Origin of the sequence: Nocardiopsis sp. NPDC101807, assembly GCF_044766605.1 — a bacterium.
GTDB classification, from domain to species: Bacteria; Actinomycetota; Actinomycetes; order Streptosporangiales; family Streptosporangiaceae; genus Nocardiopsis; species Nocardiopsis tropica.
In genome coordinates this window covers 133,509-157,101 of record NZ_JBIWMK010000011.1, presented here as the reverse complement: position 1 = coordinate 157,101, position 23,593 = coordinate 133,509, and the positions used below count along the sequence as shown (strand labels likewise).

Here is a 23,593-nt window from a genome sequence, read left to right as displayed (position 1 = left end):
GAGAACAACTCCACGTGTCCTTTGATCCGATGACCGGCCGCATTTCTCGGGAACGGTCGTGCGGATGATCGACGCCGCCGACGGAAGGCTTCCCGCCGTTCCGCGGCCCGCACCGACCGGCCCGCGCCCGGCCCCGGGTCGGGGGTCCCGTGCGGGTCTTCCCCGTCGAGCGCCCCGTCCCCGGCCCCGGGCCGGGGGTCCCGTGCCGCGGTCGACGTAACGGCGCGTACACGCCACTGCGCGTCGGGCGACCCCGGCCGCACCGTCGTCGTTAGGGTGTGCACAGATCTCCGGACGTTCCGGTTCTTCTCGGCCGATGAACCCTGTGTCGGAGACCTCCCTATTTTCGGGCTCGAACATGCCGAACAACGCTCAGGCGGGGTAGGAGACATCCGGCTTCGACACAGGCCTTGGTTCAAAGAAAGGATCACATGCTGACCCGTCTGCACGACGTCCTGCGGTTGCGGACCTCGCCGCCGATCTTCTTCGGCTCGGCCGGTGTGATCATCGTGTTCGTGCTCGTCACAATCGTCTTCACCGATCCGCTGGACGCAGCCGTCACCGTCGCCTCGGAGTGGCTGTACACCAACCTGGGCTGGTTCTACATCCTCGGCCTCACCCTGTTCCTGGTCTTTCTGATCTATATCGCCCTCAGTAGATTCGGGCGGGTGAGACTGGGCCCCCACGACGAGGTTCCCGAACACTCCGGACCGGCCTGGTTCGCCATGCTCTTCGCCGCCGGCATCGGCAGCATCCTGATGTTCTGGGGTGTGGCTGAACCCATCAGCCATTTCGGCGATCCGCCCCGGGGGCCCTCCCTGGGCATCGAACCGGAAACGACAGCTGCCGCCGCGGACGCGATGAGCTTCACGTTCTACCATTTCACCCTGCACACCTGGGCGATCTTCACCCTGCCGGCCCTGTGCTTCGCCTACTTCATCCACAAGCGGAATCTGCCGCCGCGTGTCAGCTCGATCTTCCAGCCGATTCTCGGCGAGCGGATCCACGGGCCCGTCGGCGTCTTCATCGACGTCGTCTCCATCGTCGGCACGGTCTTCGGCGTCGCGGTCTCCCTCGGCCTGGGCGCCCTGCAGATCAACAGCGGGATCCACCGCGTGCTGGGCGTCCCGGAGAGCGCCGTCTGGCAACTGGTCATCATCGGCGTCGTCGGCGGGGTCGCGATGATCTCCGTCGCGTTGGGCCTGGACCGCGGTATCAAGGTCCTGTCCAACGTGAACATCTGGATGGCCGTGGGCGTGCTGGTGTTCATCCTGCTCACGGGGTCCACCCTCTTCGTGCTCCGGGGCACCATCGAGTCGCTGGGCCGCTACGTGGTGAACCTGCCGGAGCTGGCCCTGTGGAACGACACCTTCGCCAACACCGGCTGGCAGACCGAATGGACGGTGTTCTACTGGGCCTGGACGATCAGCTGGTCGCCGTTCGTGGGAATCTTCATCGCCCGGATCTCCAAGGGCCGCACCATCCGCCAGTTCGTCTCCGGGGTGCTGCTCGTCCCGGCCGGCTTCTCGGTGCTGTGGTTCGGCGTCTTCGGGTTCTCCGCCTTCGACATCGAGCTCAACCGCGGGGGCGGCCTGGTCGAGAGCGTCGTGGAGCAGGGAAACGTCCCCGGGGCGCTGTTCGCGTTCCTGGAGCACTACCCGGCCCCGACGCTCCTGTCGGTCATCGCCATCATCCTGGTGGTGGTCTTCTTCATCACGTCGGTGGACTCCGCGGCACTGGTGACCGACACGATGGCCAACGGCCACGAGGACTTCAACCCGCTGGGACAGCGCATCTTCTGGGCCGTCGCCATCGCCGTGGTGACCGCCACCCTGCTGGTGTTCTCCGGGTCCGGCGGCCTGGAAGCGCTCGAGAAGATCATCGTCCTCGTCGGCCTCCCGTTCTTCGTGATGGGCTACTTCCAGATGTACGCGATGCACCGGGCCCTGCGGGAGGACGCCGGAGAACTGCCCGCGATGCGGACACGCACGTGGAAGAAGGTCCTGCCCCCCGAGGAGTACGAACGCCGCCAGGACGAGGACGAGCACGACACCTCGGAGACCGTCGTCGAGCCCGAGGCCCTCGACGAACCGCCCGTGCTGCGCGACCCCTACGTCGACCAGGACCATCCGACCGGGACGCCCGGCACGCTGCCGGCCCGCACCGGTTCGGCGAAGCTCCCCGGCCACCGGCCGAAACGGACCACCCGGCCGCCGCAGTCCGAGCGCCAGGACCGGGAGGACCCCGAGTAGACGGGGGTTCCGGGGGCCGTCCCGCGCCGGTGGTTCGTACGCGGACGCCGGGCGGGGGCCGCCCGGAGGCACCGGCCCCCGGCGCGCGGCTCCGGTGAGGACGGAAAACCTGCAGCGGGGGCACAGCGCATAGGAACGTGACGACCCGCAGGGCGGTGTCCAGGGCTCCGACGCGCCGTAGCCGGTGGCGTTCGGCGAACAGCTGCGGTTGGTCGGCGTCCCGGACCCACCAGGGCTCGCCCAGGGCGCGGAGCGCCGAACGTCGCTGTGATCCGGGTCATGTCGGTGCGCAGGACGGCCGCGATGCCGAAGTCCAGGACCTTGACCATGCCGTCGTCGGCGATCATGACGTTCCCCGGCTTGAGGTCGCGGTGCACGACGGGGACGGCGTGGGCGTGGGAGAGCGCCGAGCAGATCTGCGCGGCCACGGACACCGCCGCCGCGACCGTCATCGGTTTCTCCTCGGCGATGACGTCGGCCAGGGAGACCCCGCGCACGAGCTGCATGATCAGGTACAGGCGTCCCTGGTCGACGTCGACGGCCGCGTCGTAGACGGCGGGCACGTTGGGGTGCTCGATGCGGGCGGTGATGCGCGCCTCGCGCTTGAACCGGGCGGCGAGCTCCCCGTACTTGCCGGGGTCGGTGACCAGGTCGGTGCGGATCACCTTCAACGGGGATCAGCCCGTGTGGGGGGCGCCCCCAGCCAGCGCGTGTTCCACGCGCAGTCGCTGGGTGTGGTGCATCTCCAGCCCCGCCACCTCCTCGGGACCGAACCAGCGGACCTCGTGGGACTCATGGCTCACCGCCAGGCGACCGCTTACCACCCGGGCCCGGAAGCACACGTTGAACTGGCGGCGCACCTCACCGTCACTGTAGGCGATGATGTGCCGCGCGTCGGTGTAGGTGCCCACCAACCCGGTCACCTCCACCTCATAGCCGGTCTCCTCGCGCACCTCTCGCACGGCCGCCTCCGGAAGGCTCTCGGTCATCTCCATCGCCCCGCCCGGCATCGCCCACAGCCCGTGTTCCCGCCCGTCCTCGCCGTCGACGACACGGCGGTCCGGGTGACCGGCGGCGGGAAGAAGCTCACCTTCCACACGCGCGTCGAACCGGCGCTGCGTGCCCTGTTGTCGGGCCACCCGGTTCGCCTCAAGGAGAAGAACAACGACCTCCGGACCGTGGCCGCACATCTGATCGAGGAGGGCCTGTGTGCTCCGATGACCGAAGGACTGTCCTGGGGCTATACCGGTCTGGTCCCGACCGTGACCTGCTCGGACGGGCCCTTGAACTCGGTGTGACCTGGTTGGACACCGCCTTCAACTACCAGAGGTTCGCCGCTCACCGGGCGCTGGCGGATACGGCCGGGGATCTGCTCGCCTCCTTCGAGGTCAGCACGAAGGTCGGATTCTTCCCTGACGGGCACGACCTGTCCCCGGAACGGCTGAGGGCAGCGGTGCGGAAGATACCCGAAGAGCTCGGGTGTGTTCCAAGCACCGTGCTTCTACACAATCCCGAATGCTCGGCCGATGTCTTCGAAGAGGCCTGCACGGCCTTGTCGGAGATGCGCGATGCGGGGTACTGCCGTGCGTGGGGGTTCTCCTCCTGGGACCCCCGATCGCTGGCTGACCGTGACTGGCCGGTTCCACGGCCGGATGTGGTCATGGTCCGCGCGGGCCTGAGCGTTCCAGCTCCGGTGCTGGATGCCGCCGAGCGGCTCGTGAGACGGGTTGGTGCCCGAGCGGTGTGGGGTATGGCGCCCTTCGGTGGCGGTGCGGCCGGTCCCCTCTGGTCGGAAACCGACACTTCGCTGTTCCTCGCACCCGGGCAGCGGGCCAGCCGCGTCCAGGCGGGGGTGGCGGCGGCCTGGGTCGTCCCGGTCGTCGAAAGGCTGGCCGTGGGTACCTCTTCGCCCATGCATCTGGAGGAGATCGTGCAAGCTGAGTCCCTGACCGTCTCGACCAGCACGGTCGACCGCTACCGCGCGCTGTTGCGTCGCAGAGCAGAAAGAGCCGACACAGCATCATGACCTCCCAGGACAACACCCAGCTGACCGTGTTGGACGACCTGTCGACCGTGGACATCGACCACGTGGTGGATCAGGCCGAACAGCGGCTGGGTCGTCGGCTGTGCCGTGAGGGTGCCCACTACAGCCGGTTCAACGGCACCGCAGGGTTTCGCAGCGACGCCGACACCTGGGTGCGCCTGTCCTGGAGGCGCCGCACACGCCTCCACGTCCCCTCCTGGACCGGGACCGAAGAAGCGGCGGCGGTCATCCACGGGGTCCCCAAACCCGTGTGGATCGCTGCCGCCACCTGGTCCGACCCCGGTCGTGGTGTGGTCTGGAAGGTCGAGGAGACCTCTCTGGCCCCTGCCAGTGCAGTGTCGACCACTGCTGAGATCGTCAGCGATCCGCACCTGCCTGAGTCTTGGTGGACCAGTCTGGGGGCTGGGCTGGCCGAACTCGCCGTACACACGACGGACCGTGTGGCCCTGAACCAGATGCACCTGACTGGACGTGTGCACGAGGTCTACGGCACCGAGGTCGACACAAGAATTCCGGATGGTGAATGGGCCTGTGCCCACGGTGATCTCGGGTACGCGAACCTGACCGGACCCACGCTGGTTCTGTTGGACTGGGAGAGCTGGGGGATGGCACCGATCGGGTGGGACGCCGCCTGCCTGTGGTCGGCTTCGCTCGGCGTCCCCGAGGTCGCGGACAAGGTGGTCGAGGAGTTCACCGAGCCGTTGGCCACCAAGAGCGGACTTCTGTGTCGGTTGCTGCTGTGTGCCAACGTCGCTCGGGCCGGCAGACGGGTGGGGAGGGACCTGCCGATGACCGAAGTCATGGCCTCGACCGCTGACATGCTCATGGCTGAACTCGCGGACCTACCCTGATCCGCCCCTGAGGACGCAGACGTTCGGCGGCCAGGCCCTGGCCGTGCTGCGGAGGTCGGCTACCAGGCGGAACACCCGGCACCTCCCCTGCCCCCTGGTGGAGGTGCTGCTCCGGGAGGGCAGCGGGGACGAGGCGTGGGAGGCCGCCACCGAACTTGGCTGCGATGACAAGCAGTGGTTGAGGCTCGCGGAACTGAGAGAGGACGAGCACCCGGGCGACTCCCTCGACGTGTACGTGCGGGAGGTCTCCCGGCTGGTCGCGCTGACCGGTACGGCGCCCTACCCGCGGGCGGCCGAGCTGGCCCGCAGGGTTCACGGACTGTACGAGCGCCTCGGACGGCCGCAGGACGCCGTGGAGTTCGTGGCCGGGCTGCGCCGGGAGCACCGGCGCAAGCGGCGGTTCCTCGCCGAGTTGGACCGGGCGGGCCTGTAGGGGACCGCGGGCAGGGGGCGAGCGCACCTTCGGGGCGGCGCTCCCTGCCCGCTGCCCGGTTGTCCGCGCGGCACCCCTCCCGGTCCGCCGCGAGGCCGTGTCCCGCACCGGCTGTCGGGGACGGTCACCGGATTCCCTGGAAGAGGACCTTGGTCCTCGGTCGGATACCGCGGACGATCGGCATCATGTCGACATGGACACCCTTCCGTTCGGACCGAACGCCATCCTGATCCACTCGTCCGCCACAGCCCACAGGGTCGGGTGCCGGCACAACGACGAAGCCCTCATCCGTTCCGGGGACCACTCCGGATGGGGTTGGATCCCCGAGGCCACCGCCGAGCAGTGGCTGCGGATCGATGAGGGCCAGGCGCTCCAGGCGACGGAGGGAAACACCTCGCTCTCGGCGAAGAGACGGTGCAAGCACTGCCCCGGCGACTGACGCACCTCCTCAGGACGGCTCAGGGACTGATCGGCCACCGGTCCCGGAAGGTCCCGGGGGCGGAGCAGGCGTGAGCTCCGCCCCCTGCCCCACCTGGGCCGGTGAGCACGGAGCGGGCCGACCGGGAAGCCGTGATCCCGGCCGCACGGGCCTCCCGGTCCGGAAACCGTCGGGCTCACCCGCCCAGCCGGTCCCGTACGCCGAAGTCGGCGGCATCGGCCGCCGCCCGGCCCGCCGTCCAGCCCTCGGCGTTGGAGGAACTCGCCACGGGCACCTCGACCAGCTCGGGGAAGGCCTCGGCGAACGCCTCCTCCACCTCGCGCTCCCTGCGGGCCAGGACGGGGACCAGGTCGGTGCCCGACTCGGCGTACTCGTCGACGGCCCGGTCGCGTCCGGCGACGGCGGCCTCCGCCAGCCGTTCGCCGATACGCGTGGTGAACGCGGTGAGGAACGAGGTGCGGAACGAGCGGGTGGTGGAGCGGCCGTAGGCGTCGCGGGTGGCGCCGGCCCGGCGCATGGCCCGGGTGGCCTGGAGCAGCAGCGAGGTGAAGAGGAGCTCGACGGCGTCGACGTCCCCGGCGGCGCCCATGACGGTGCACATGCCCAGGTCCTTGTGCCACACCGAGCGGCAGTGGTTGGCCTCCGAGACCACGGAGAGCAGGGAGGCCTTGTGCTGTTCGTAGGGCGCCTCCACCGGCAGGCGGCGGCCCCGGGTGTCGCCCGCGGTCCCCTCCTGGGCCGCCAGCGCGGCGTGGTCGATGCTGTGCCGGGCCATCATCTCCTGGGCGCGGGCGGAGAGGGCCTCGGCCTCCTCGGGGAACTCGGTGGCCTCGGCCTTGGCCAGGAGGGCGCGGATGCGGGCGAGCTTGGCCGGGTCGGCCCGGGTGGCGGCGCCGGCGGACGCGGTGCGGGCCTGCCCCGGGAGGGGGCAGAGCACCTGCAGCGCGGGCACGGCGTACAGGAAGGTGAGGACGCGCAGAGCGGTGTCCACGGCCGCGGGGCGCCTCAGCCTGTGGCGTTCGGCGAACCGCTGCGGGTGGTCGGCGTCCCGTCCCCACCAGGGGCCGCCCAGGGCGCGGACCTGCTCGGCCCATTCGGGGGCGACGCGGGCGGCGGCGTAGCTGCGGTACTGGGCCACCACCAGGTCGGCGGTGAGGTCGGAGCCCACGGTCCCGGTCTCCCGGCGGGCGCCGCGGACCAGTTCGGCGGGCTGCCAGCCGCGGGGCCACACCTGGGCCACGGCCTGGTGGAGTTCGGCGAACAGGATCCGGTCGACCGTCGTGCGCCACCCGGCGGGGCCGTCCGCGAGGAGGCCGACGACGCGCTGGGCGGGGCCGGGGCGCCCGTGGTGGAAGGCCTGGACGGCCTGGCCGACCAGCGCGAGGACCCGCTCCGCGTCGCCGGGCCGGTACTGCCCGGACGGCGGCGGCCCCGTCTGGGGCCCTGGCTGGGGACCCGCCTGCGAACCCGTGGCCGGTCCGGTCTGTGCCGCCGAGCGGTGGCGCCTGTGTTCACGCTCCTTCCTGCGCGCGGCCTGACGGCGGTTCCTGTTGTCCGTGCCCATCCGTACCTCCCCGGACATGGTGGCAGACCCGGCCGGGTACCGCTCGACCCCTGGGGAAAACCCCTCCCGAGTCGTGACGCGGCGGTCGCGCGCACGGGCCGGACCGGGAATGCCCGGCCGGGCGGCGGGCGGGCCCCGCGGACCGGCGGTCCCGCCCCCACCAGCGCCTTTCGGGGTCCGCGATCCCGGTTCCCGGGCGGTGGTGGCGTCCGCGGCCGTGAAACCGGGCCGACCGGGTTCGCGAAACCGCCCCACGGCCGCGCCCCGGAGGGGTAGAAGGGATGTCCGCGCACCACCAGGAGACCCGGGAGCGAACATGCCCTCTCATGACCGGTCGGCCCCGGGCCGGGAGCCCTCCTCCGCGAGGGCCGTGTCGCTCCTCCCCGCGGACGTCCTCGCGTGCGCCGCCCTGACCACCCCCCTGCTCCGCGACGCCCTGCGCCTGGCGCGCTGGAGCGCCCCCGCCACCCCGCTCACCCCGGAGGGCCTCCCCTACGCGACGGACATCCGCGCGGCGGACGAGGCGCTGGGGCTGTGGTCGCACGGCCTCGACACGGAGGCCGCCTCCGAGGGGCCGGACTGGGTCGACGCCGAGGCCGTCGAGGCCGCGCGCTTCGCGCTCCCGTGGCGGACCGCCGTGCGGCTGGGCCTGCTGGAGGCGACCGCCGACTGGGCCGGGCCCGAGCCGGGGCTGGAGGAGCGGGTCCGCGAACCGGACGAGGTCCTGAGCTGGTGGACCGAGGTGTTCGAGGCCTCCGTCGGCCGTGCGCGGGACGACCTCTCGGCGGGGACCCCCTGGCCGGGCGTCGACGAGCCCTGCCTCGTCACCGCCGTCCTGCGCTTCCTCTACGAGGCGCCGGACGGGTTCCGGGTGCCGCTCCCGGTGCTGGTCGGGGCGGTCCTGCGGGAACCGGCCGAGGGGCCGGGCCCCGACTCCCCCCTTCCGATGCGGGACCGGCGGCAGGCCACCGGCAGGGTGGTGCGCACCCTGCGCCGGCTGCTCGGGACGGGCGCCGTGGCCCTGGTCACCGCCGAGGAGGCGGTCGCCGCGGAGGAGGCCGGGCCCGACGGGTCCGCCCCCCGGTGCACCGGGTACGGTCACCCGGCGGTGGAGCTGACGCCGCTGGGCCGGTACGGCGTGCGCGGTTTCCTGGAGGAGGAGGGCGTCGAGGCGCCGCTCGTCGGCAGCCTCGCCGGGGCGGGGGCCGCGGGGTTCCTCGACGCCCTGGGGACGCTGCCGCCCGAGCGCCTGATCGCCGAGGTCCGGCCGTGGCTGGACGAGCGGACCCCTGCCGCGGCCCTGCGCCAGATCGTCGCGGTGACCGACGGCCCCGGCCGGGCCCTGCGCCGCTGGACGGGGACGAAGGTGCTGGACGCGACCAGTTCGGAGATCGGACCCGAGCTGCGCGCGCTCCTGTCCTGCGACCGCCCGTGCGTGGCCGGCCTGGCCGCCGTCGTCCTGCTCTCCTCCGGGATGCTGTCCTCGGAGGACGTGGACGAGGTCATGGCCGGGCACGGGCACTGGGTCGTCATCGACATGATCGCGGCGGCCGCGGAGCGCAGTCCCGAGGACCTGCCCGGGTTCCTGTCCGCCGACGGGACTCCGGACATCGAGCAGCTGGTCCTGGACGACACCGACCGTCTCTGGAGCCCCGAGCACCCCGACACGCTCCCCGTCCTGGACGCGGTCGGCCGCCACCACCCCGACGCGTCCACGGCCGCCCGGGCCCGCGAGGCCGTCCGCGCCCGGGCGGTGGCCCAGCTGCGGAACCGGCCCGGCCTCTCTCCCCCTGCCCACCGGAACCCGTTCCGGTTCCGGCCGAGAGGGGCGGCGGTCCCCCGGTACGAGGGCGGCGCCGCGGAGGCCCCCGACGCGGGGCGGGACGGGGGGCGGGGGCGGTTCCGGAACTGGTTCCGGCGCCGTCCCCGCAACCCGTGGCGCGTTCGCGGCAGGCATCGGATCCAGGACCGCGACCACCCCTGAGGCCGGGTCACCCCCGGGCGGCGGCGCGGGCCTAACCGAGCAGGGAGTCGAGCACGGGGCCGAACTCCTCGTCGGAGGTGCGGACGGAGACCGACTTCGCCTCGTGGTCGACCTCGATCCCCACGGCCCGCAGGTCGGGCACGGCGTCCTGTCCGGCGGTGAGCGAGCCGGGGTGCCACCAGTAGAGCTGCGCGCCGATGGGCTTGGCGGCGTCGGCGGCGAACTTCCCGGCGATCTCCTGCAGGTTCTCCATCGCGGCGAAGGGGTGCCCCTGGCCGAGGGGATGGGCGATGAGCACCTCGGGGACGGGGAAGGCCACGAGGGCTCCGTGCGGGGCCTCGCCGATGTGCCGGCCGAGGGCGTGCGCCTGCGCGGCCACGTAGGGGTGCGGTCCGCCGATGTGCACGAGGCGGACCCCGTCGAGGTCGTGCTCGCTCACCTCGACGGGTTCGTCGAGGGAGCCGGCCACGGCCTCGGCGAAGACCTCGTGGTCGGGGCGGCAGGTGTCCTCGTGCGCCTTGCGGGAGAGGGGCTGCAGGCTCTGGGGGCTGTCGACCACGACGGTCTGCCACAGGCCGGGGGCGACCTCCCGGGCGAGGAGTTCCTCCAGGACCCCCTCGGGGAAGGCCGAGGCGGGGTAGAGCCGGACCCGCAGACGCCCGGCCCCGTCCTCCCCGGGGTCGTCGCCGGGCGCCGGGGCCCCGGTGGCGCCGTCCTGCCGGGCGGCCCTGGCCAGCTGGTCGACGGCCGCGCGGGCGAACCCGGCCGCGTGGTGCGCGAGCTGGTCGGGGGCGGCGTCGGCCAGGGCGGAGCGGAACCCGCTGATGTCGGTGGTGGCCCGGTTGCCGTCGGGGAGCGGCACGACCAGCGTGTCCGCGCCCTCGAAGGAGACCTCGACGCCCTCCTCGCGGAAGGCGGAGACGAGGGCGTCCGCGACCGCGCCGCCCGTGTCGGAGGCCGTCGTGGGGGCTCCGCCGGCGGCCCGGCGCTCCTGTGCCGCGCGGGCCACGTACCCGCCGAAGTGGGCGGCCAGGCCGAGGCGCTGCTCCGGGGGCAGGACGGCCGCCTGGTCGAACGTGTCCCCGAGGTCGTCGTCCACGAGGATCCCGCCGTCGGGGAGGGAGACCCGCAGACCGGTCGGCGGCAAGTACTCGGCGCGCAACCCCTCGGCGTCGCACGCCTCGACCAGCGCCGCGCCGAAGTCCGCCGCGATCTGCCCGGTCGGCAGCTCCTCCGCCTCCCGGAGCCTGGCGCCCAGCCACGCGGGGACCGCCTCCTCGTCGCGGGGGAAGCGCTTCAGCTCCTGGGCGTAGGCGAGGGGGCTGGCCCCGGGGGCCAGTTCGGGTTCGGTGTCGTGGTTGTACTCGACGTCGAGCCGGTGGGTGTGGTGCACCGAGACGATCATGGAGAGCCAGGTCCCCTTGCCCTCCTGGTACCCGGCGCGCTTGAGGGCTCCGACGAGCTCGCCGACCCCCTCGGGGACCTCCACCTGCTTCACCTGCCCGTCGGCGTCCTGGACGGCGAGGGTCTCGTCCGTGTGGGCGCCGATGACCCTGGTGAGGTAGGTGAGCTGCTGCCATCCCTCGGGCACGGCCGAGACCAGCCGGCCCGCGAGGTCCTGGAGGAGGGGGCCCTGTTCCAGCGGGCCGGGCGTCGAGGCGTTCATGGTGCTCTCCGTGTCCGTTCGGCGACGTTCGCGCACCCTTCCTACCGTGCCGGGGCGGCGTCGCGCACCGCGGGGCGCGCCCGTCGCCGGGGGTTACCGGCCCCCGGGCCCGCCGCCCGTGGCGCCCCGGGCGCCTGGCCCTCCGGCCCGGCCCCGCGGGGTCACTCCGGGAGTGCGTCGAGGTAGACCCAGGCCCCCTCGTGGCGCAGGAAGCGGCTGTGCTCGACGAGTTCGTCCTCCCGGCCGTCCTCCCGGTACACGGCGCGGAAGGCGACCGTGCCCTCGTTGTGGAAGGGCGTGCCCTCGCCGGTGGACAGGACCTCCAGCCGCACCCACCGCGTGCGGGCGTCGAGGTCGAGGCCGGCGGGCCGGGTGCGGGGGTGCCAGCTCCGCAGGAGGTAGTCGCGGTCGCCGACGGCGAAGGCGCTGAAGCGCGAGCGCATCAGCTGCTCGGCGGTGGAGGCCGACGCCGTCCCGCTGTGCAGGCGGCCGCAGCAGTCCCCGTAGGACTCCGGCCTCCCGCAGGGGCAGGGGGTGCCTGCCGCCGTGGTGTGCGGCCGGGGGCTGGTGCGTGGGTTTCGCTGCGACATCCTCCCATTGTGGCCGCTCCGGCCCGTGGGCGGTCCCGGGCGCGCGGACCCCGGCGCGACGGCGGCGGCCGGTGGGCCACGGCCGTGCCCCTCGCGGTCCCGGCCGCGGACGACCGCCGGGACGGCGGGTCACATGGTGTTGATCACCAGGCCGATGTGCGTGTAGTAGTTCAACGCTCCGAACAGCAGGAACGCCGCCCCGGCGACGCCCCACGCGACACCGATCACCGTCCACAGCCCCGAGCCCAGCGACCTGAGGCCGAACGGGAACAGGACCGCGCCGACCCCCACGAGCACGTAGAGGCCGGAGATGAAGGTGGCCTCCAGCCAGGGGTAGGCGCCGAACACCCCGGAAATGGGCTCCTGCGGAGGGGCCGCGAAGAGCATGAACGCCCACCCCGCGGCGGCGATGCCGAACGCCGCGAGGCCGATGCCGAACACCAGGACGGAGAGGGGGCCCGCGACCCGCGCGGCGTGCGCGGCGGGGTTCTCGTGCCCGTTCAGGGCCTCGCCGCGCTTCCACAGGTACAAGGACGCCGCCAGGAGCAGGACGCCGAACACCAGGCTCGGCTCGCCGAAGACGATGTTGTCGAACGGGAACCCGCCCGCCGCGAGCGGCCAGGTCAGGGTCATGTGCAGCCCCGTGGTCGCCAGCAGCAGGCCGAGCGCCCCGAAGGCCAGCGCCCATCCGTCGGGCACGATCCGGCCGCCCCGCAGCAGCGCGCGGCCCAGGGCGACCACCAGCAGCAGTCCGGCGCCCGCGGCGACGGACATCACGGTGTTGTACGTGGGCATGGTCGCCCAGTCGATCGTCAGGCCGCCCTCGACCCCGGTCAGGAAGTCCCCCATGTGCCCCGCCCCCGTTCGAGAACCGGCCCGCGGGAAGAGCACGGGCCGGTTCCGCAAAATTCGCACAGAGTGACTGCGGAGTCACGCATCGACGCAGGTGTCGGGGGGTGGGCCGGGGGCGGCGGGGCACGGGGCCCCGTACGGCCGCCCCTCCTAGGAGAGGTTGCGTCGACGGACGTCCCACTCGGTGGAGCACAGGCCGCAGTCCTCGCCGACGAACTCGCCTCCCGCCTCCTCGTCCCCCTTGAGCCGCCACTTCAGCCACGCGGCGCCGACCCTGCCGTACTCGCCGCCGTCGGGTTCGGCGAAGGTCCCGAAGTGCCCGACGTCGAGGTTGCCCATGAACGCGGGCAGGTCCGAGGGGATCCGCTCCCAGTCGTCGAGGGCGTTCTCGTAGGCGATGTCGGTCGGCCCGCCGGCGAAGTAGGCGATCGGGGCGTGCAGGTCGTCGAGCAGGTGGTCGTCGGCGTCGCTCAGCAGTCCGCTGTTCCAGAGCACGGTGGTGGTGATCCGGGGGTCGTCGGCCACCTCATAGGTCTCCAGCCCGCCGCAGGACTGGCCCATGACGGCGATGTTCTCCGTGTCGATCCTGCCCCGGTACTCGCTGAACAGGCGGCTGTTCTCCGCGATCGCCCAGTCGACGGCCTCGATGAGCATCTCGGGGTCGGTCCTGCCGGTCCCGCCCGGGCGGCCGTTGGCGATGACCAGGAACCCGTGCGAGGCGAACTCGGTGAGGATGTTCTCGAACCACGTCCCGTCCGCGCGGCAGGCGCCGTTGCCCCAGGCGACGACGGGCAGCGTCTCGTTCTCGGGCAGGTCGACGGGCCGGTAGACCGTGTGGTCGCGCAGGCGGAGGGTGGTGACGTACCCGGCGTCGTAGGGGCCCGTCCCGCCGGCGGCCTCCACGCGGTCGGCGGCGGCCGTTCCGGGGACCAGGGGGGCGAGGGCGGCGGCCAGCAGGCCGACGAGGACGGCTGCCGTCCGGCGGCCGGGTATGCGCGATTCCATCTCGGGTCTCCTCGAAAGGGTGCGGGGGACAGCGGCCTCGGGCGCGCCGTCCCCCGAATATTCGACACCGGAAAACGGAAGTCAATCGCGCTCGGCCAGGACCGGTCGATCCACCGATGAAGCCGATGCGGCTCCGGTGAGCCCTCGGGAAAGGAGTGGGAGAACCACCGTCCGAGCCCTCTCCGCCCCGCCTCGATTCCCCCTTCCGCGGCCCCTCGCGCGCGGGGCGCCGACCGAATCCGCCCCCCGGAGGGGCGCCTCCTGGGCGTCGACCGAACGCCACCCCGTTTCCCTTCGGGACGAACGACCCGAAACGCCCCTGACACCCGGACGCCGCCCCCGACCGGACCCCCGCACCGCAACCGCACATGTCCGGCGTTTCGCCGCCGCCGGCCGCACGGAACCCGACCATACGGAGGAAACGCCCCGGCGGGCCCTCCGCGAGCCGAACGGGAAGGAAAGCGAACCCCCGCCGGAAAACACCGAACAGGCCGCAGCCACGATAAAAAATGCCACCACACCCCCAGGGATGCACCCGAACACCAAACAGAAAGAATCACCTCAGGAATCACACCAGCCACACATAGGGAACAGAAAACCGCAACGGAATCCGTTGAAGCGCCTCTCGGAAAGAAGTACAGTATGCCTCCCCTATATTTTTCCGATGACAAGCATCTTGGTCACGTGAAAACCGGATCGCTTTCTCTCACCTCCACCACGAGAAGGGAAAGGTGGCTTGGCCACGACCCCCCGCGTGAAGCCGGCCGGGCGCCGCACGGCCCTCGTGACGGCGCTTGTCCTGCTCCTCGGACCGGCCGTCCCGCTCCCCGCCCCCGCCGGGGCGCTCGCGCCACGGCCCGGGGAGGACGCCCCGGTCCCCCTCGACATCGTGGTCCTGGTGGACGAGTCCGGCTCCCTGGGCCGGGAGGACGTCGATGAGGAGGCCAAGGCCGCCTCGACCATCGCGCAGAGCGTCCTGGACCCCGGGTCCCGCGTCACCGTGATCGGCTTCGGCAGCAACAACGGTGAGTCGGGCCAGATCGCCGCCCGGGAGGTGTGCCGCCCCACCCTCGTCGACGAGGACGGGGGCCGCCAGTACCTGGCCGACTGCGTCGACGGCCTGGAGCGCCGCGAGGACTCCGAGGGCGACGACACCGACCACGCCGAGGCGCTGGGAACGGCGCTGGGCCACCTGACCGGCGCGGACTCACCTGACGGATCGTCCAAGATCGTCTTCCTGCTCACCGACGGCGCGCTCGACGTACGCGACAGCCCCCAGTACGGCGCGGCCGAGCGCCGCAACGACAATGCCGCCTCCCTGGTCGGGGAGCACCTGGAACGGGCCGCGGAGAACGGTGTGCGGATCTGGCCCCTGGGGTTCGGGAGCGCCATCGACCGGGACCAGCTCGACGCGTTCGCCGCGGGCGGCTCGCAGGACACCTGCAACGACCTCGAAGTGTCCGCCCCGGTGGCCCGCGTGGCCGACGACTCCTCCGACGTGGCGCGCACCCTCCAGGAGGCCCTGGCCGCGGCGTCCTGCTCCCAGGTGGGGGAGCCCGCGGACGAGACCCTGGCGGGCGGGGGCCGGGCCACGCTGGAGGTCGACATCCCGCTCGTGGCGACCGACGGCGCGCTCATGGTCACCAAGAACAACCCGGCCATCCGCGTGGAGTACCTCGACCCCGAGGGCGAGACGGTGGACACCGGCGCCGCCGAGCACCGCGGCTCCGCCATCACCGTCAGCGGTGAGAACAGCCCCGTCGAGGTGCTGCGCCTCGTCGACCCGATGCCCGGCGCCTGGAGCGTCCGGCTCACCTCGCCCGAGGGGACCCCCGAGGAGCTGGTGACGGCGCGCGCCCAGTGGAAGGGCTTCATCAACACCTTCCTCCGGGTGGAAGGAGGGCAGGACCCCGGCGAGCTGGTGGTCCGGGTGGACATCCGCACCCGCCGGGGCCCGATCACCTCCCCCGAGGCCCTCTCCGGTCTCGACTTCTCCGCCGAGGCGGCCTTCCCGGACGGCTCCTCCGCCCCCGTCGAGATCGGCGACGGGGGCGAGGCCCCCGACTCCGCGGCCGGGGACGGTCAGTACGCCGGCACCGTCTCCGTCCCCGAGGGGACCGGCGAGGTGACCTTCACCAGCCGGGTCCAGGGGCCCGGCGTGCCCGACGACGTGCACGAGTACGTGTACACCTTCGACCCCGGGGGCAGCAGCCTCCGGCCCAGCGTCTCCTTCGGGGAACTCCCCGAACGGGTCTGGGCCGGACAGGAGGTGCCCGGCACCCTGACCGTCGACAACCAGGGGGCGCGGGAGGAGGACGTCGAGCTGGTGCTCGCCCCCTCGGAGGGCCTGCTCGCCACCATCGCCCAGGACGACGCCGGCTTCGCGCCCGGGAGCAGCCGCAGAGACTTCACGGTCCGCATCGGGGAGGGCTCCGCACTCGGCCCGGCGACCCTCAACGTCCTGGCGGTCGACGCCCGGGGCGAGGTCCTGCACACCTCCCCCACGATCGCGACGACCGTGCGCTCCGCCCCCGGCGTCCTGGAGCGGTACTGGTGGCTCTGGGCCCCGCTGGCCGCCCTGCTCCTCCTCGGCGGGGGCTCGCTCCTGCTGGGCCTGAAGAAGGCACGGGAGGAACGGGACGTCGGGGGGATCGTCGCCACGCTCCACCGGGACGGCGGCGCCCTCCTCCCGCCCCTGGCGGCCCCCGCCAGGCGGAGCACGGTCTTCGCCTTCACCGTCCGCGAGGAGGCGGGGGCCGACCCCCGGCTCGACCACGCCCGCGGCCCCGGTCCGGCCCGCGTCCACGAGGTCCGGCGGCGCCGCTCGGGCGGTGTGCGGCTGCGCACCGCCGACGGCCGGGAGCAGCTCCTGGCCTTCGGCCAGGGCAGCGAGCCGCTGTCCGACGGCCTGTCCCTGTCCTTCGAGGACCGCCGGACGCTCCGGAGGACGCCCTCCCCTCCCCCCGCGCAGAACGCCCACCCCCGGCCCCCGGGCCCCGGTCCGGCCGCCCCCGGGCAGGGACCGCCGGCCGACGGCATCCACATCGACTGACCCCTCCCGAGGAACGACGCACAGCCGAAGGGTTGCCCTCTCCATGACGATGAAGCTCTACCAGCCGCTTCTGTACGTCGGTCTCGGCGGTACCGGCTGCCGCATCGGCGCCGAGCTCGAACGCCGTATGCGCGAGGAGTTCTGCGGCCCCGACGGGACCGAGTTCCAGAGGCGCCGCCCGGGCGCCGACCTCCTCCCCTACCAGCTGCCGTCCTGCGTGCAGTTCGTCTACGCCGACGTCAGCCGCAGCCAGCTGGACGCCATGCCCTCGAGCGTGGTGCCCGGACGCCAGTACTTCCCCGCGGTCGAGCGCACCGCCCACTACGTGCGCGACCTGCTGCCCGAGGTCCGCACCTACCCGGAGGCCGCGCGCAGCCTGCGGCTGAGCGCGGGCGAGACGGTGGGGCACTGGCTCCCGCCCGACGCGGGCGAACCCCGGGTGGCGCCGCTGGACCACGGGGCCGGGCAGTTCCCCACGGTGGGCCGGGCCGCCCTGTTCGAGACCTTCCGGGGCGGCGTGGGGCCGGCCGTCGCCCCCCTGCACGAGGCGATCAACCGGCTCGCCACCTCGGCCGGGGACCTGGCCGCGCTGGGCGGCGCGCTGCCCCGCGCGTGCGACGTGTTCGTCTCGTTCTCCGTCGCGGGCGGCACGGGGGCCGGGATCTTCTACGACTACCTGCACCTGATCGCCCGGGCCTTCGAGCGCTCGGGCATGCGCATCCAGATCTACCCCCTGGTCCTCATGCCCTCGTCCTTCGACGAGGGGTTCGGCGGCGGGCGCAACGCCCGGCTCAACGCGGGCCGCGCCCTCCTGGACCTGTTCCGCCTCGTCGACGACCAGAACGGGCGCGAGGCCTCCCTGGAGCTGGCCGACGACACCCGTCCCTCGCTCCGCAGCCGCGAGGAGGCCTGCGTCCACTACCCGGTGGAGGGCCGCGTCCAGATGGCGTCCTCCACGATGCAGACGGCGTTCCTGTTCAACAGGCCGACCGGGACCGACCGCGAGGACCTGCACCGCTCGGTGGTCTCCCTGATGCTGTCCCTGGCCGGGACCGACCCCGACGACAAGGCCGAGGAGGCCCCCGCTGCGCAGCAGGAGTACCAGTCCTTCGCGGACAGCTTCATCAACGGGGACAGCAAGCGCGGTTCCGCGGCCGAGACGGGCATCGGCAACCAGGGCGTGTCGACCGCCCTGGTCGCCTCCATGACCGTGCCCGTCGACGAGATCGCCGACATCATCGGCTCCCGGCTGCTGCGCTCGGCGGTGGAGGACATGCAGGCTCCGATGCGCGCGCTCCCCCCGGAGCAGATCCAGGAGGCGCTGCGGAACTTCTTCTCCGAGGCCCAGCTGCACCCGCTCCTGGCCCGGACCGGCATCGGCTTCGCCGAACCGCAGCCCGCGGACGGCGCCAAGGAGGTCGCGGGGGCCCTGTACGACCGCGGCGAGGCCATGAAGCACAGCCTGGCGGCCCTGCGCTCCCGCCTCGCCCGCGAGGCCCCCGACCTGGCCCGGAGCTTCGACCACCGGGCCGGGGTACGCGCGCTGCTCTCCGGTCTGGACCCCTTCCAGGCGCTGCGCGTGCTCTCGGGCGACCCCCGGAGCAGCGACCCGGCGGCGCAGCTGGGGGTCCTCGGCCTGATCCAGCGGCGCCGCGACGCACCCCCGCCCCCGGAGGGCATGAACGGGTTCCCGGCCCTGCCCGAGTTGCGGGACCGGCTGGGCGGCCTGCGCAGGATCCGCTTCGCCGACCCCGAGCCCTCCGCAGCCCGGGCGCGCCAGGACGCCTGGTACGACTGGCAGACACGGACCGCCTGGAGCGAGGCCTGGGCGGCGGCCGAGCCCCGCTGGAAGCAGCAGACCGCGCAGATGGCGCGGGACCTGCCCGCGCTCGTCCAGCAGCTGGACGAGCACGCCAGGGCCGACCGCCCCCGCTTCGAACGGCTCTCCCGCGAGCTCTACCGGCAGCGCACCGGGGTCTCCTACCTCCTCCCCCCGTCCGGCGGCGACCTCGAACCGTTCTTCGCGCGGGTCCGGGAGCAGGTGGTTCGGGACCTGCACGAGTCGGGGCAGCTGCACGCCTCCCCCACCGACGCCGAACTGGTCCAGACGCTCCTCGGACCGCACATCTGGGCGGAGGCCTTCGGCGCCGCCCTGGAGAGCGGTCCGGCCGAGGCCGTGGCCTTCCTTCGCGAACGGCTCAAGACCTGGGTCAAGAGTTTTTTGCGAGACCCGGAGTCCTCCAGGTCCCACCTCCTGCCCCGGCTGGCGGATCTGCTCTCCCACGCCGCGGGGCAGACGGCGGGCAGGATCGCCGAGGAGGACCTGGCCCGCTTCCGCGCCCAGGTGGCCGGCCTGCTCCCGGTGGGGTACGACCCCCAGGGGAACGGCCCGCTCAAGATCCTGATCTCCTACGACTCCCCGACCAAGAACGCCGCTGTCGAGCAGTGCCTGCGGGAGATGCTCAACCTGCCGCGGGGCGCCGGGCACAGGTTCGAGTACCGGGTGACCGGCGCCGAGAGCATCAGCGTGGTCCTCTTCCGCAGTTCCATGGGCATCACCGAGGTCCCCGAGGTCCGGGAGGTCATGCGGCTGTGGTCCGACGCGCTCATCCGCCACGAGCCCGGCGACCACCTGCCCTGGCGCCAGCGGCTCGGGTACGACTTCAGCCACCTGGCCACGACGGAGCGGCACCGGGTCCGCATCCTGCAGCGGCTGCTCAGCGCCCTGTGGAACGGGAGGGCGTCCGTGGTCGGCGACCCGTCGGCCCCGGACGAGGTCCGCTTCACCCTGGGCGGCGGGGTCACCATGCCGCTGCGGCTGGCGCCCCTGGGCCGCACCTCCTCCTGGGGCAGCCTGCTCCAGGCCTACGAGCGCTGGGCCTTCACCGGCGAGGACGGCATCACGGGGCAGTTCAGCACCCAGCTCATGCGGGAGGTGCCGTTCGGCGTCGACAGCAGGCCGGAGCCCCCGCACCCGGTCTTCGAGGCCTTCTGCCGCCTGGCCGACGACCGGAGCGAGGCGCGGCGGCTGGAGCGGATGGCGCAGGGCCTGCCCGGCAGCTCGCGCGGCAGACTGCTCCAGGCACGGGACTTCTGGGAGCTCACCGTGCCCGCCGCCATGGACCTGGACTTCACGGGGGTACACATGCCGCTGTTCTCCAACCTGGGGCAGCTGCGCTCGGAGGCGTCGGCCTCGGGCGGCGGGGCGGGACACGGGTACCGGACCGCGGGCCCCGGGGAGCCCGGCCCCGACGGCACGGACTTCGGCGGGAACAGCCCCGGACGGTCCGGGGGCCGGGAGGGTGACCCGCTGCGATGAGCGTGCGCCTGTTCGACCTGCGTGGGAGCAGCCCGGCGGAAGCCCTGGGGACCGTCCTCGGCGAGCTCGGGGAGGGCACCCCCCTCACCGGGGCCGACCGGGTCGTCCTCCTGGACGGGACCCGGTCGCTGAGCGGACACACGGCCGCCTACGAGGCGGTGTTCACCAGCGGTCGCGTCCGCTCCGCGGTGTGCGTCGCCGTGGGCCCCCCGACCACGGACGCCGGGCGCCGGTTCCTGGACCGCCCCGGCCAGCTGGGCCCCGGGCGCGGTGTGGCCACCCTGTGGGTCGGCGACACCACGGGGGTGGACTGGGGCGTCAGGCCGCCGGGGCCGCCCCGGCCCCGGGCCGGCGTCCCCGCCGGTTCCGGGGCCGGCCTGGAGCGCCTGCTCGCCGCACTGGGCCAGGTGGAGGTGTTCGACCGTGTCGTGGAGCTGAGCGGTCGGCTCCCCGAGGCCGCCGCCTCGCCCGGCCTGTGCTGGTCCGAACCCGCCAGGGGCGGCGGCGCGGCCGATTCCGCGCTGGCCGCGGCCCTGCGGCGGTACGCCTCCGGAGGGGGCGCGTCCGCGGGCGGGACCGGCCCGGCCCCGGCCGCCGCGCCCTCCCGGGGGAACCTGCTGGCGGACCTCGTGGCGGGCGCCCGCACGGCCCGCCCCGCCGACGTCCGCCGCGGCGAGGGTGGGCTCGGGACCCGCGAGCGCCACGCCCGGGACGCGGTCGCCGCGGCGGAGGAGGCCCTGGCCTCGCTCTCCGGGGTGGGAGGGGCGTTCTCGCGCGCCACGCCCGAACGCGTGCGCCGGGAGGAGCTGCGGACCGCCGGGGAGGCGCTGGACGCCTACCGCGCCCACGTCGACGGACTCTTCCGGGAGCTGGCCCCCCTGACCGGGAACCGGCTCGCGGCCGCACTGGACCGGGCCGGGGTCCGGGGCGCACCGCCCACCCGCGAGGAGGTCGACGAGGCGCTGGGCGCGCTCGTGCGGCTCCTGGACGAGGGGGTGCGCGGGGGCGCCTCGCTCGACGGGCTCGCCCGGGACCTGGAGGAGGTCTCCCGGCGCGTCGCCCCCCGTGACGACGCCGCCCCGCCGCCGACGGGCCCGGAAACCCCCGACGACGTGCTGCGGTCCCTGGCGGACCCGCCGCCCTTCCCCCTGCCGGGGCCGCTGTCCCCGCTCCTGCTCCCGGCCTTCCTCCTGCCCGTTCTGCCCGCGCTCGCCGGCGGACTCGCGGGGCTCGCCGGGGGGATCGCCGCCGCCCTGGCCTGGGTCCTGGCGGTCGCCGCGGGCGCACAGCGGGCCCGCGGCCCCGGCGGCGGGCTGCCGACCGCCGCCGCACACGCGGTGGCGGCGTTCTCCGGCGTCCTGGCTGGGGCGGGCGCGGGCGGCGCCCTGCGGATCGGCCTCGTGGTGCCGCCGCCCGTGTGGCTGTCCCTGGCGGTCCCGGCCTGCGCGGTGGCGGGGGGCGGCGTGCTCCTGTACACGTGGTCCCGGCTCGCCCGCAGGTGGCGGGACCGGATCGCCCCGGAGCGGGCCGACGCGTCCGTCACCGCCCTGGCGGCGCTGGTCGACCGGCGTGCGCGGGAGTCCTGGTACCCCGGGGCCGCACGGAGCGGCGTGGCCGACGCGGCCCGCTCCGCCCAGGGGGCGGTGCGCGCCGTCGCCGACGCCTTCGCCGGGGCGGCCGCCGCCCTGCCGCCGCCCTCCTCGCACCCGGAGGAGCTGGAGGCGGTGGTGCGCTCGGACCTGTCGGCTCTGGCCCGCGCCGCGCTGGAGCCGGTGCGGGCCGGGCTGCGCTCGGGGGCGCCCGTCGGCGACCTCTCCCGCAGGGTGCGCGGTACGGCGACCGACCTGTTGGAGGGGTACCGGGACCACCTGGCCCGGGTGGGGGCCCACGTCCCGCCCCGCTTCGCCGACCCGGACACGCCCCGGCGGGTCCAGGGCGGCCCCGACCTGGACCGGGCGCTGGACACCCTGCGCGTGGATCCCGACGACCGCATGCTGCAGCTGTGCGACCCGGGCCACCTGTCACTGCTGGGCGAGAGCGGCCCCCCGGTGCGGGTGGTGCGCTTCGCCCCGTACTCGCTGCGCGCGGGGGTCGCGGCGTACGGGGACCCGGACTCGGCGTTCCCGGACCGTTCGGCCGTGTGGACGCGTGCGGGGACGCTCACCGGGGTCCTCCGGCTCGTCCCGCTGCGCCGGGGGGTGGTGCGCACCCGGTGGTCCTGGACGGAGCCCCCGGACGGCGGGCACGAGGACGCGTCGGGGCGTCCGGCCCCGGGCCTGGAGGACGCGTTCGCCGCGGGCGCGGCCGGGGGACCGGCGGAGGCGCCGTCCGGGGAGGACCCCGCGGACGGGCCCCGCGGGGGCGCGGAGGACCGGGGGGCCGGGACCGACCGGCCGGAGGAGGACTACCTGCGTTGAACGAGCACAGTGCCGTGGAGGCCGCCTACCTGACGCCCCGCCGGGAGAGCGCGCGGTGCCGCCTGGTCCCGGCCCCGGACCGGGCCGTCGACGCGCCGGCGCACCCGCTGCTGGACCTGGTGGCGGTGCACGACGAGGTGTCCGGGCGCGACCTGCTCAGGCTGTCCGTGCGCCCCCTCGGCGGCGAGCGCGTCCAGGACCGGGCGCGGGCCTTCGCCGCCCTGGACAACGAGATCCTCGCGGGGGTCCGGCTGGCGAGGGCCTCGTCCGGCTCGCCCCCCGTCGAGCTGAGCCGCCTGGTCGGCTACCGCGACGACCCCGCGGAGCCCTTCGCCCTGCTGGAGCCCTACCGGGGCGAGCCGCTCGACGCGGTCCTGGGCAGGCGGCTGCTGTTCGAGGAGGAGCGGGCGGCCTTCCGGGAGGGCCTGTTCCGGGCCCTGTTCTGGCTGCAGGCCGGCGAGGTGGTGCACAGGGACATCCGGCCCGGGACCGTCCGCTGGGACGGCGGGGGCGGGGGCGTGCAGGTGTGCGGCTTCACCAGCGCGACCGTGGCCGGTGTGGCGCGCGAGTCGGTGGGCGTCGGCCCGTGGGCCTCCCACGAGCAGCGCGCGGCGGTGGGCCGCTGCGACCCCCGTGACGACGTGTGGTCGGCGGGCCTGGTCCTGTTCCAAGCCCTGACCGGCCACGACGTGTCCGGCGGAGGCTTCCTTCCGCTGGCCGGGCACCCCGGACTGGCGGCGCAGCTGGAAGGGGTCTTCGCCCGGGAGGCCGAGGAGCGCCCGGGGGCCGGGGAGCTCCTGGCCCGGGTGGCGGGCGCGGCGCCGCCCCACCGGACCGGGGTCGGCGACCACCTCCGCCAGGGCCGCACGAGGTTCCGGGAGAACAGGGAGCGCAAGAGGCTCGCGGCCGGGACGGCCCCGCCGGACGGGGACGGACCGGTGCCCGACGGGCCCCCGCCCCGCGCCTCCGCCGCACCCTCCCCGGGCGCTCCCCCGCTCCAGGGCCCCGCCCCGGACGTGGAGGCCGTCCGCCGGGCGGGCCGCTCCGGCTACGTCGGCCTCGCTCTCCTGCTCGCGCTGATGGTGGCCGCGTCCGTCGCCCTGTTCCTCCGCTTCGGCTGACCGA

General features: G+C 74.1%; 16 protein-coding genes and 2 pseudogenes. 11 read left to right on the top strand and 7 right to left on the bottom strand.

Translation table 11 applies throughout. The features are described 5' to 3' along the window. Positions 1-431 precede the first annotated feature (431 nt). Positions 432-2,252 (top strand): BCCT family transporter, encoded by a 1,821-nt coding sequence (locus ACIRPH_RS28610; protein ID WP_402919800.1) that lies wholly within the window; start codon positions 432-434, stop codon positions 2,250-2,252. A 287-nt stretch (positions 2,253-2,539) separates the two neighbouring features. Here ACIRPH_RS28610 and ACIRPH_RS28605 read toward each other — a convergent pair. Together ACIRPH_RS28605 and ACIRPH_RS28600 are read right to left on the bottom strand one after the other, a co-directional pair. Further along, positions 2,540-2,917: pseudogene (locus tag ACIRPH_RS28605) on the bottom strand (serine/threonine-protein kinase); the annotation flags it as partial. Between the two features lie 12 nt (positions 2,918-2,929). Beyond that, positions 2,930-3,280 (bottom strand): annotated as a pseudogene (locus tag ACIRPH_RS28600) (NUDIX hydrolase); the annotation flags it as partial. On the opposite strand from ACIRPH_RS28600, the gene ACIRPH_RS28595 reads away from it, so the two are divergent. The 5 genes from ACIRPH_RS28595 to ACIRPH_RS28575 all read left to right on the top strand — a co-directional run bounded on the left by ACIRPH_RS28595 (position 3,275) and on the right by ACIRPH_RS28575 (position 6,019). Next, positions 3,275-3,550, top strand: a complete 276-nt coding sequence (locus ACIRPH_RS28595) for a hypothetical protein (protein WP_402919965.1) — start codon at positions 3,275-3,277, stop codon at positions 3,548-3,550. The pseudogene ACIRPH_RS28600 and the gene ACIRPH_RS28595 overlap by 6 nt on opposite strands. Continuing rightward, a complete protein-coding gene (locus ACIRPH_RS28590; protein ID WP_402919798.1) occupies positions 3,547-4,278 on the top strand; it encodes an aldo/keto reductase in 732 nt (243 codons plus the stop codon). Before ACIRPH_RS28595 ends, ACIRPH_RS28590 begins: the two co-directional genes overlap by 4 nt. Continuing rightward, the gene (locus ACIRPH_RS28585; RefSeq protein WP_402919796.1) at positions 4,275-5,147 is read left to right on the top strand and encodes an aminoglycoside phosphotransferase; all 873 of its coding nucleotides are present in this window, start codon (positions 4,275-4,277) and stop codon (positions 5,145-5,147) included. Before ACIRPH_RS28590 ends, ACIRPH_RS28585 begins: the two co-directional genes overlap by 4 nt. Before the next feature lie 97 nt (positions 5,148-5,244). After that, positions 5,245-5,580 (top strand): hypothetical protein, encoded by a 336-nt coding sequence (locus ACIRPH_RS28580; protein ID WP_402919794.1) that lies wholly within the window; start codon positions 5,245-5,247, stop codon positions 5,578-5,580. Positions 5,581-5,773: 193 nt separating this feature from the next. Then, positions 5,774-6,019 carry a hypothetical protein gene (locus tag ACIRPH_RS28575; protein WP_402919792.1) on the top strand — a complete coding sequence of 82 codons (246 nt, stop codon included), beginning with the start codon at positions 5,774-5,776 and terminating at the stop codon, positions 6,017-6,019. A 175-nt stretch (positions 6,020-6,194) separates the two neighbouring features. Here the strand turns inward: ACIRPH_RS28575 and ACIRPH_RS28570 are convergent, their stop codons facing one another. Then, positions 6,195-7,583, bottom strand: coding sequence for a DUF2786 domain-containing protein (locus ACIRPH_RS28570; RefSeq protein ID WP_402919790.1), 1,389 nt, complete (start codon positions 7,581-7,583; stop codon positions 6,195-6,197). A 316-nt stretch (positions 7,584-7,899) separates the two neighbouring features. Between ACIRPH_RS28570 and ACIRPH_RS28565 the strand changes: the two genes are divergently transcribed. Further along, the gene (locus ACIRPH_RS28565; protein WP_402919788.1) at positions 7,900-9,567 is read left to right on the top strand and encodes a hypothetical protein; all 1,668 of its coding nucleotides are present in this window, start codon (positions 7,900-7,902) and stop codon (positions 9,565-9,567) included. Positions 9,568-9,598: 31 nt separating this feature from the next. Here ACIRPH_RS28565 and ACIRPH_RS28560 read toward each other — a convergent pair whose 3' ends face one another. The 4 genes from ACIRPH_RS28560 to ACIRPH_RS28545 all read right to left on the bottom strand — a co-directional run bounded on the left by ACIRPH_RS28560 (position 9,599) and on the right by ACIRPH_RS28545 (position 13,680). Beyond that, positions 9,599-11,233 (bottom strand): hypothetical protein, encoded by a 1,635-nt coding sequence (locus ACIRPH_RS28560; RefSeq protein ID WP_402919786.1) that lies wholly within the window; start codon positions 11,231-11,233, stop codon positions 9,599-9,601. A 161-nt stretch (positions 11,234-11,394) separates the two neighbouring features. Next, positions 11,395-11,823: a YchJ family protein gene (locus tag ACIRPH_RS28555; protein ID WP_402919784.1), complete on the bottom strand. Its 429-nt coding sequence runs from the start codon at positions 11,821-11,823 to the stop codon at positions 11,395-11,397. Between the two features lie 129 nt (positions 11,824-11,952). Beyond that, the gene (locus tag ACIRPH_RS28550) at positions 11,953-12,672 is read right to left on the bottom strand and encodes a DUF981 family protein (RefSeq protein ID WP_267949328.1); all 720 of its coding nucleotides are present in this window, start codon (positions 12,670-12,672) and stop codon (positions 11,953-11,955) included. Positions 12,673-12,825: 153 nt separating this feature from the next. Next, on the bottom strand, positions 12,826-13,680 hold the full coding sequence (locus ACIRPH_RS28545; RefSeq protein ID WP_402919782.1) for an alpha/beta hydrolase: 855 nt from the start codon (positions 13,678-13,680) through the stop codon (positions 12,826-12,828). Between the two features lie 736 nt (positions 13,681-14,416). On the opposite strand from ACIRPH_RS28545, the gene ACIRPH_RS28540 reads away from it, so the two are divergent. Genes ACIRPH_RS28540 through ACIRPH_RS28525 form a run of 4 tightly spaced genes read left to right on the top strand, consistent with a single transcriptional unit; the run spans position 14,417 to position 23,589 of the window. After that, positions 14,417-16,732, top strand: coding sequence for a vWA domain-containing protein (locus tag ACIRPH_RS28540; RefSeq protein ID WP_402919780.1), 2,316 nt, complete (start codon positions 14,417-14,419; stop codon positions 16,730-16,732). Between the two features lie 43 nt (positions 16,733-16,775). Further along, positions 16,776-20,051 carry a tubulin-like doman-containing protein gene (locus ACIRPH_RS28535; protein ID WP_402919778.1) on the top strand — a complete coding sequence of 1,092 codons (3,276 nt, stop codon included), beginning with the start codon at positions 16,776-16,778 and terminating at the stop codon, positions 20,049-20,051. Continuing rightward, positions 20,048-22,468 (top strand): hypothetical protein, encoded by a 2,421-nt coding sequence (locus ACIRPH_RS28530; protein ID WP_402919777.1) that lies wholly within the window; start codon positions 20,048-20,050, stop codon positions 22,466-22,468. Before ACIRPH_RS28535 ends, ACIRPH_RS28530 begins: the two co-directional genes overlap by 4 nt. Next, entirely contained in the window at positions 22,465-23,589 is a 1,125-nt protein-coding gene (locus tag ACIRPH_RS28525; RefSeq protein WP_402919775.1) for a hypothetical protein, read from the top strand. The genes ACIRPH_RS28530 and ACIRPH_RS28525 overlap by 4 nt, the downstream gene beginning before the upstream one ends. Positions 23,590-23,593 lie beyond the last annotated feature (4 nt).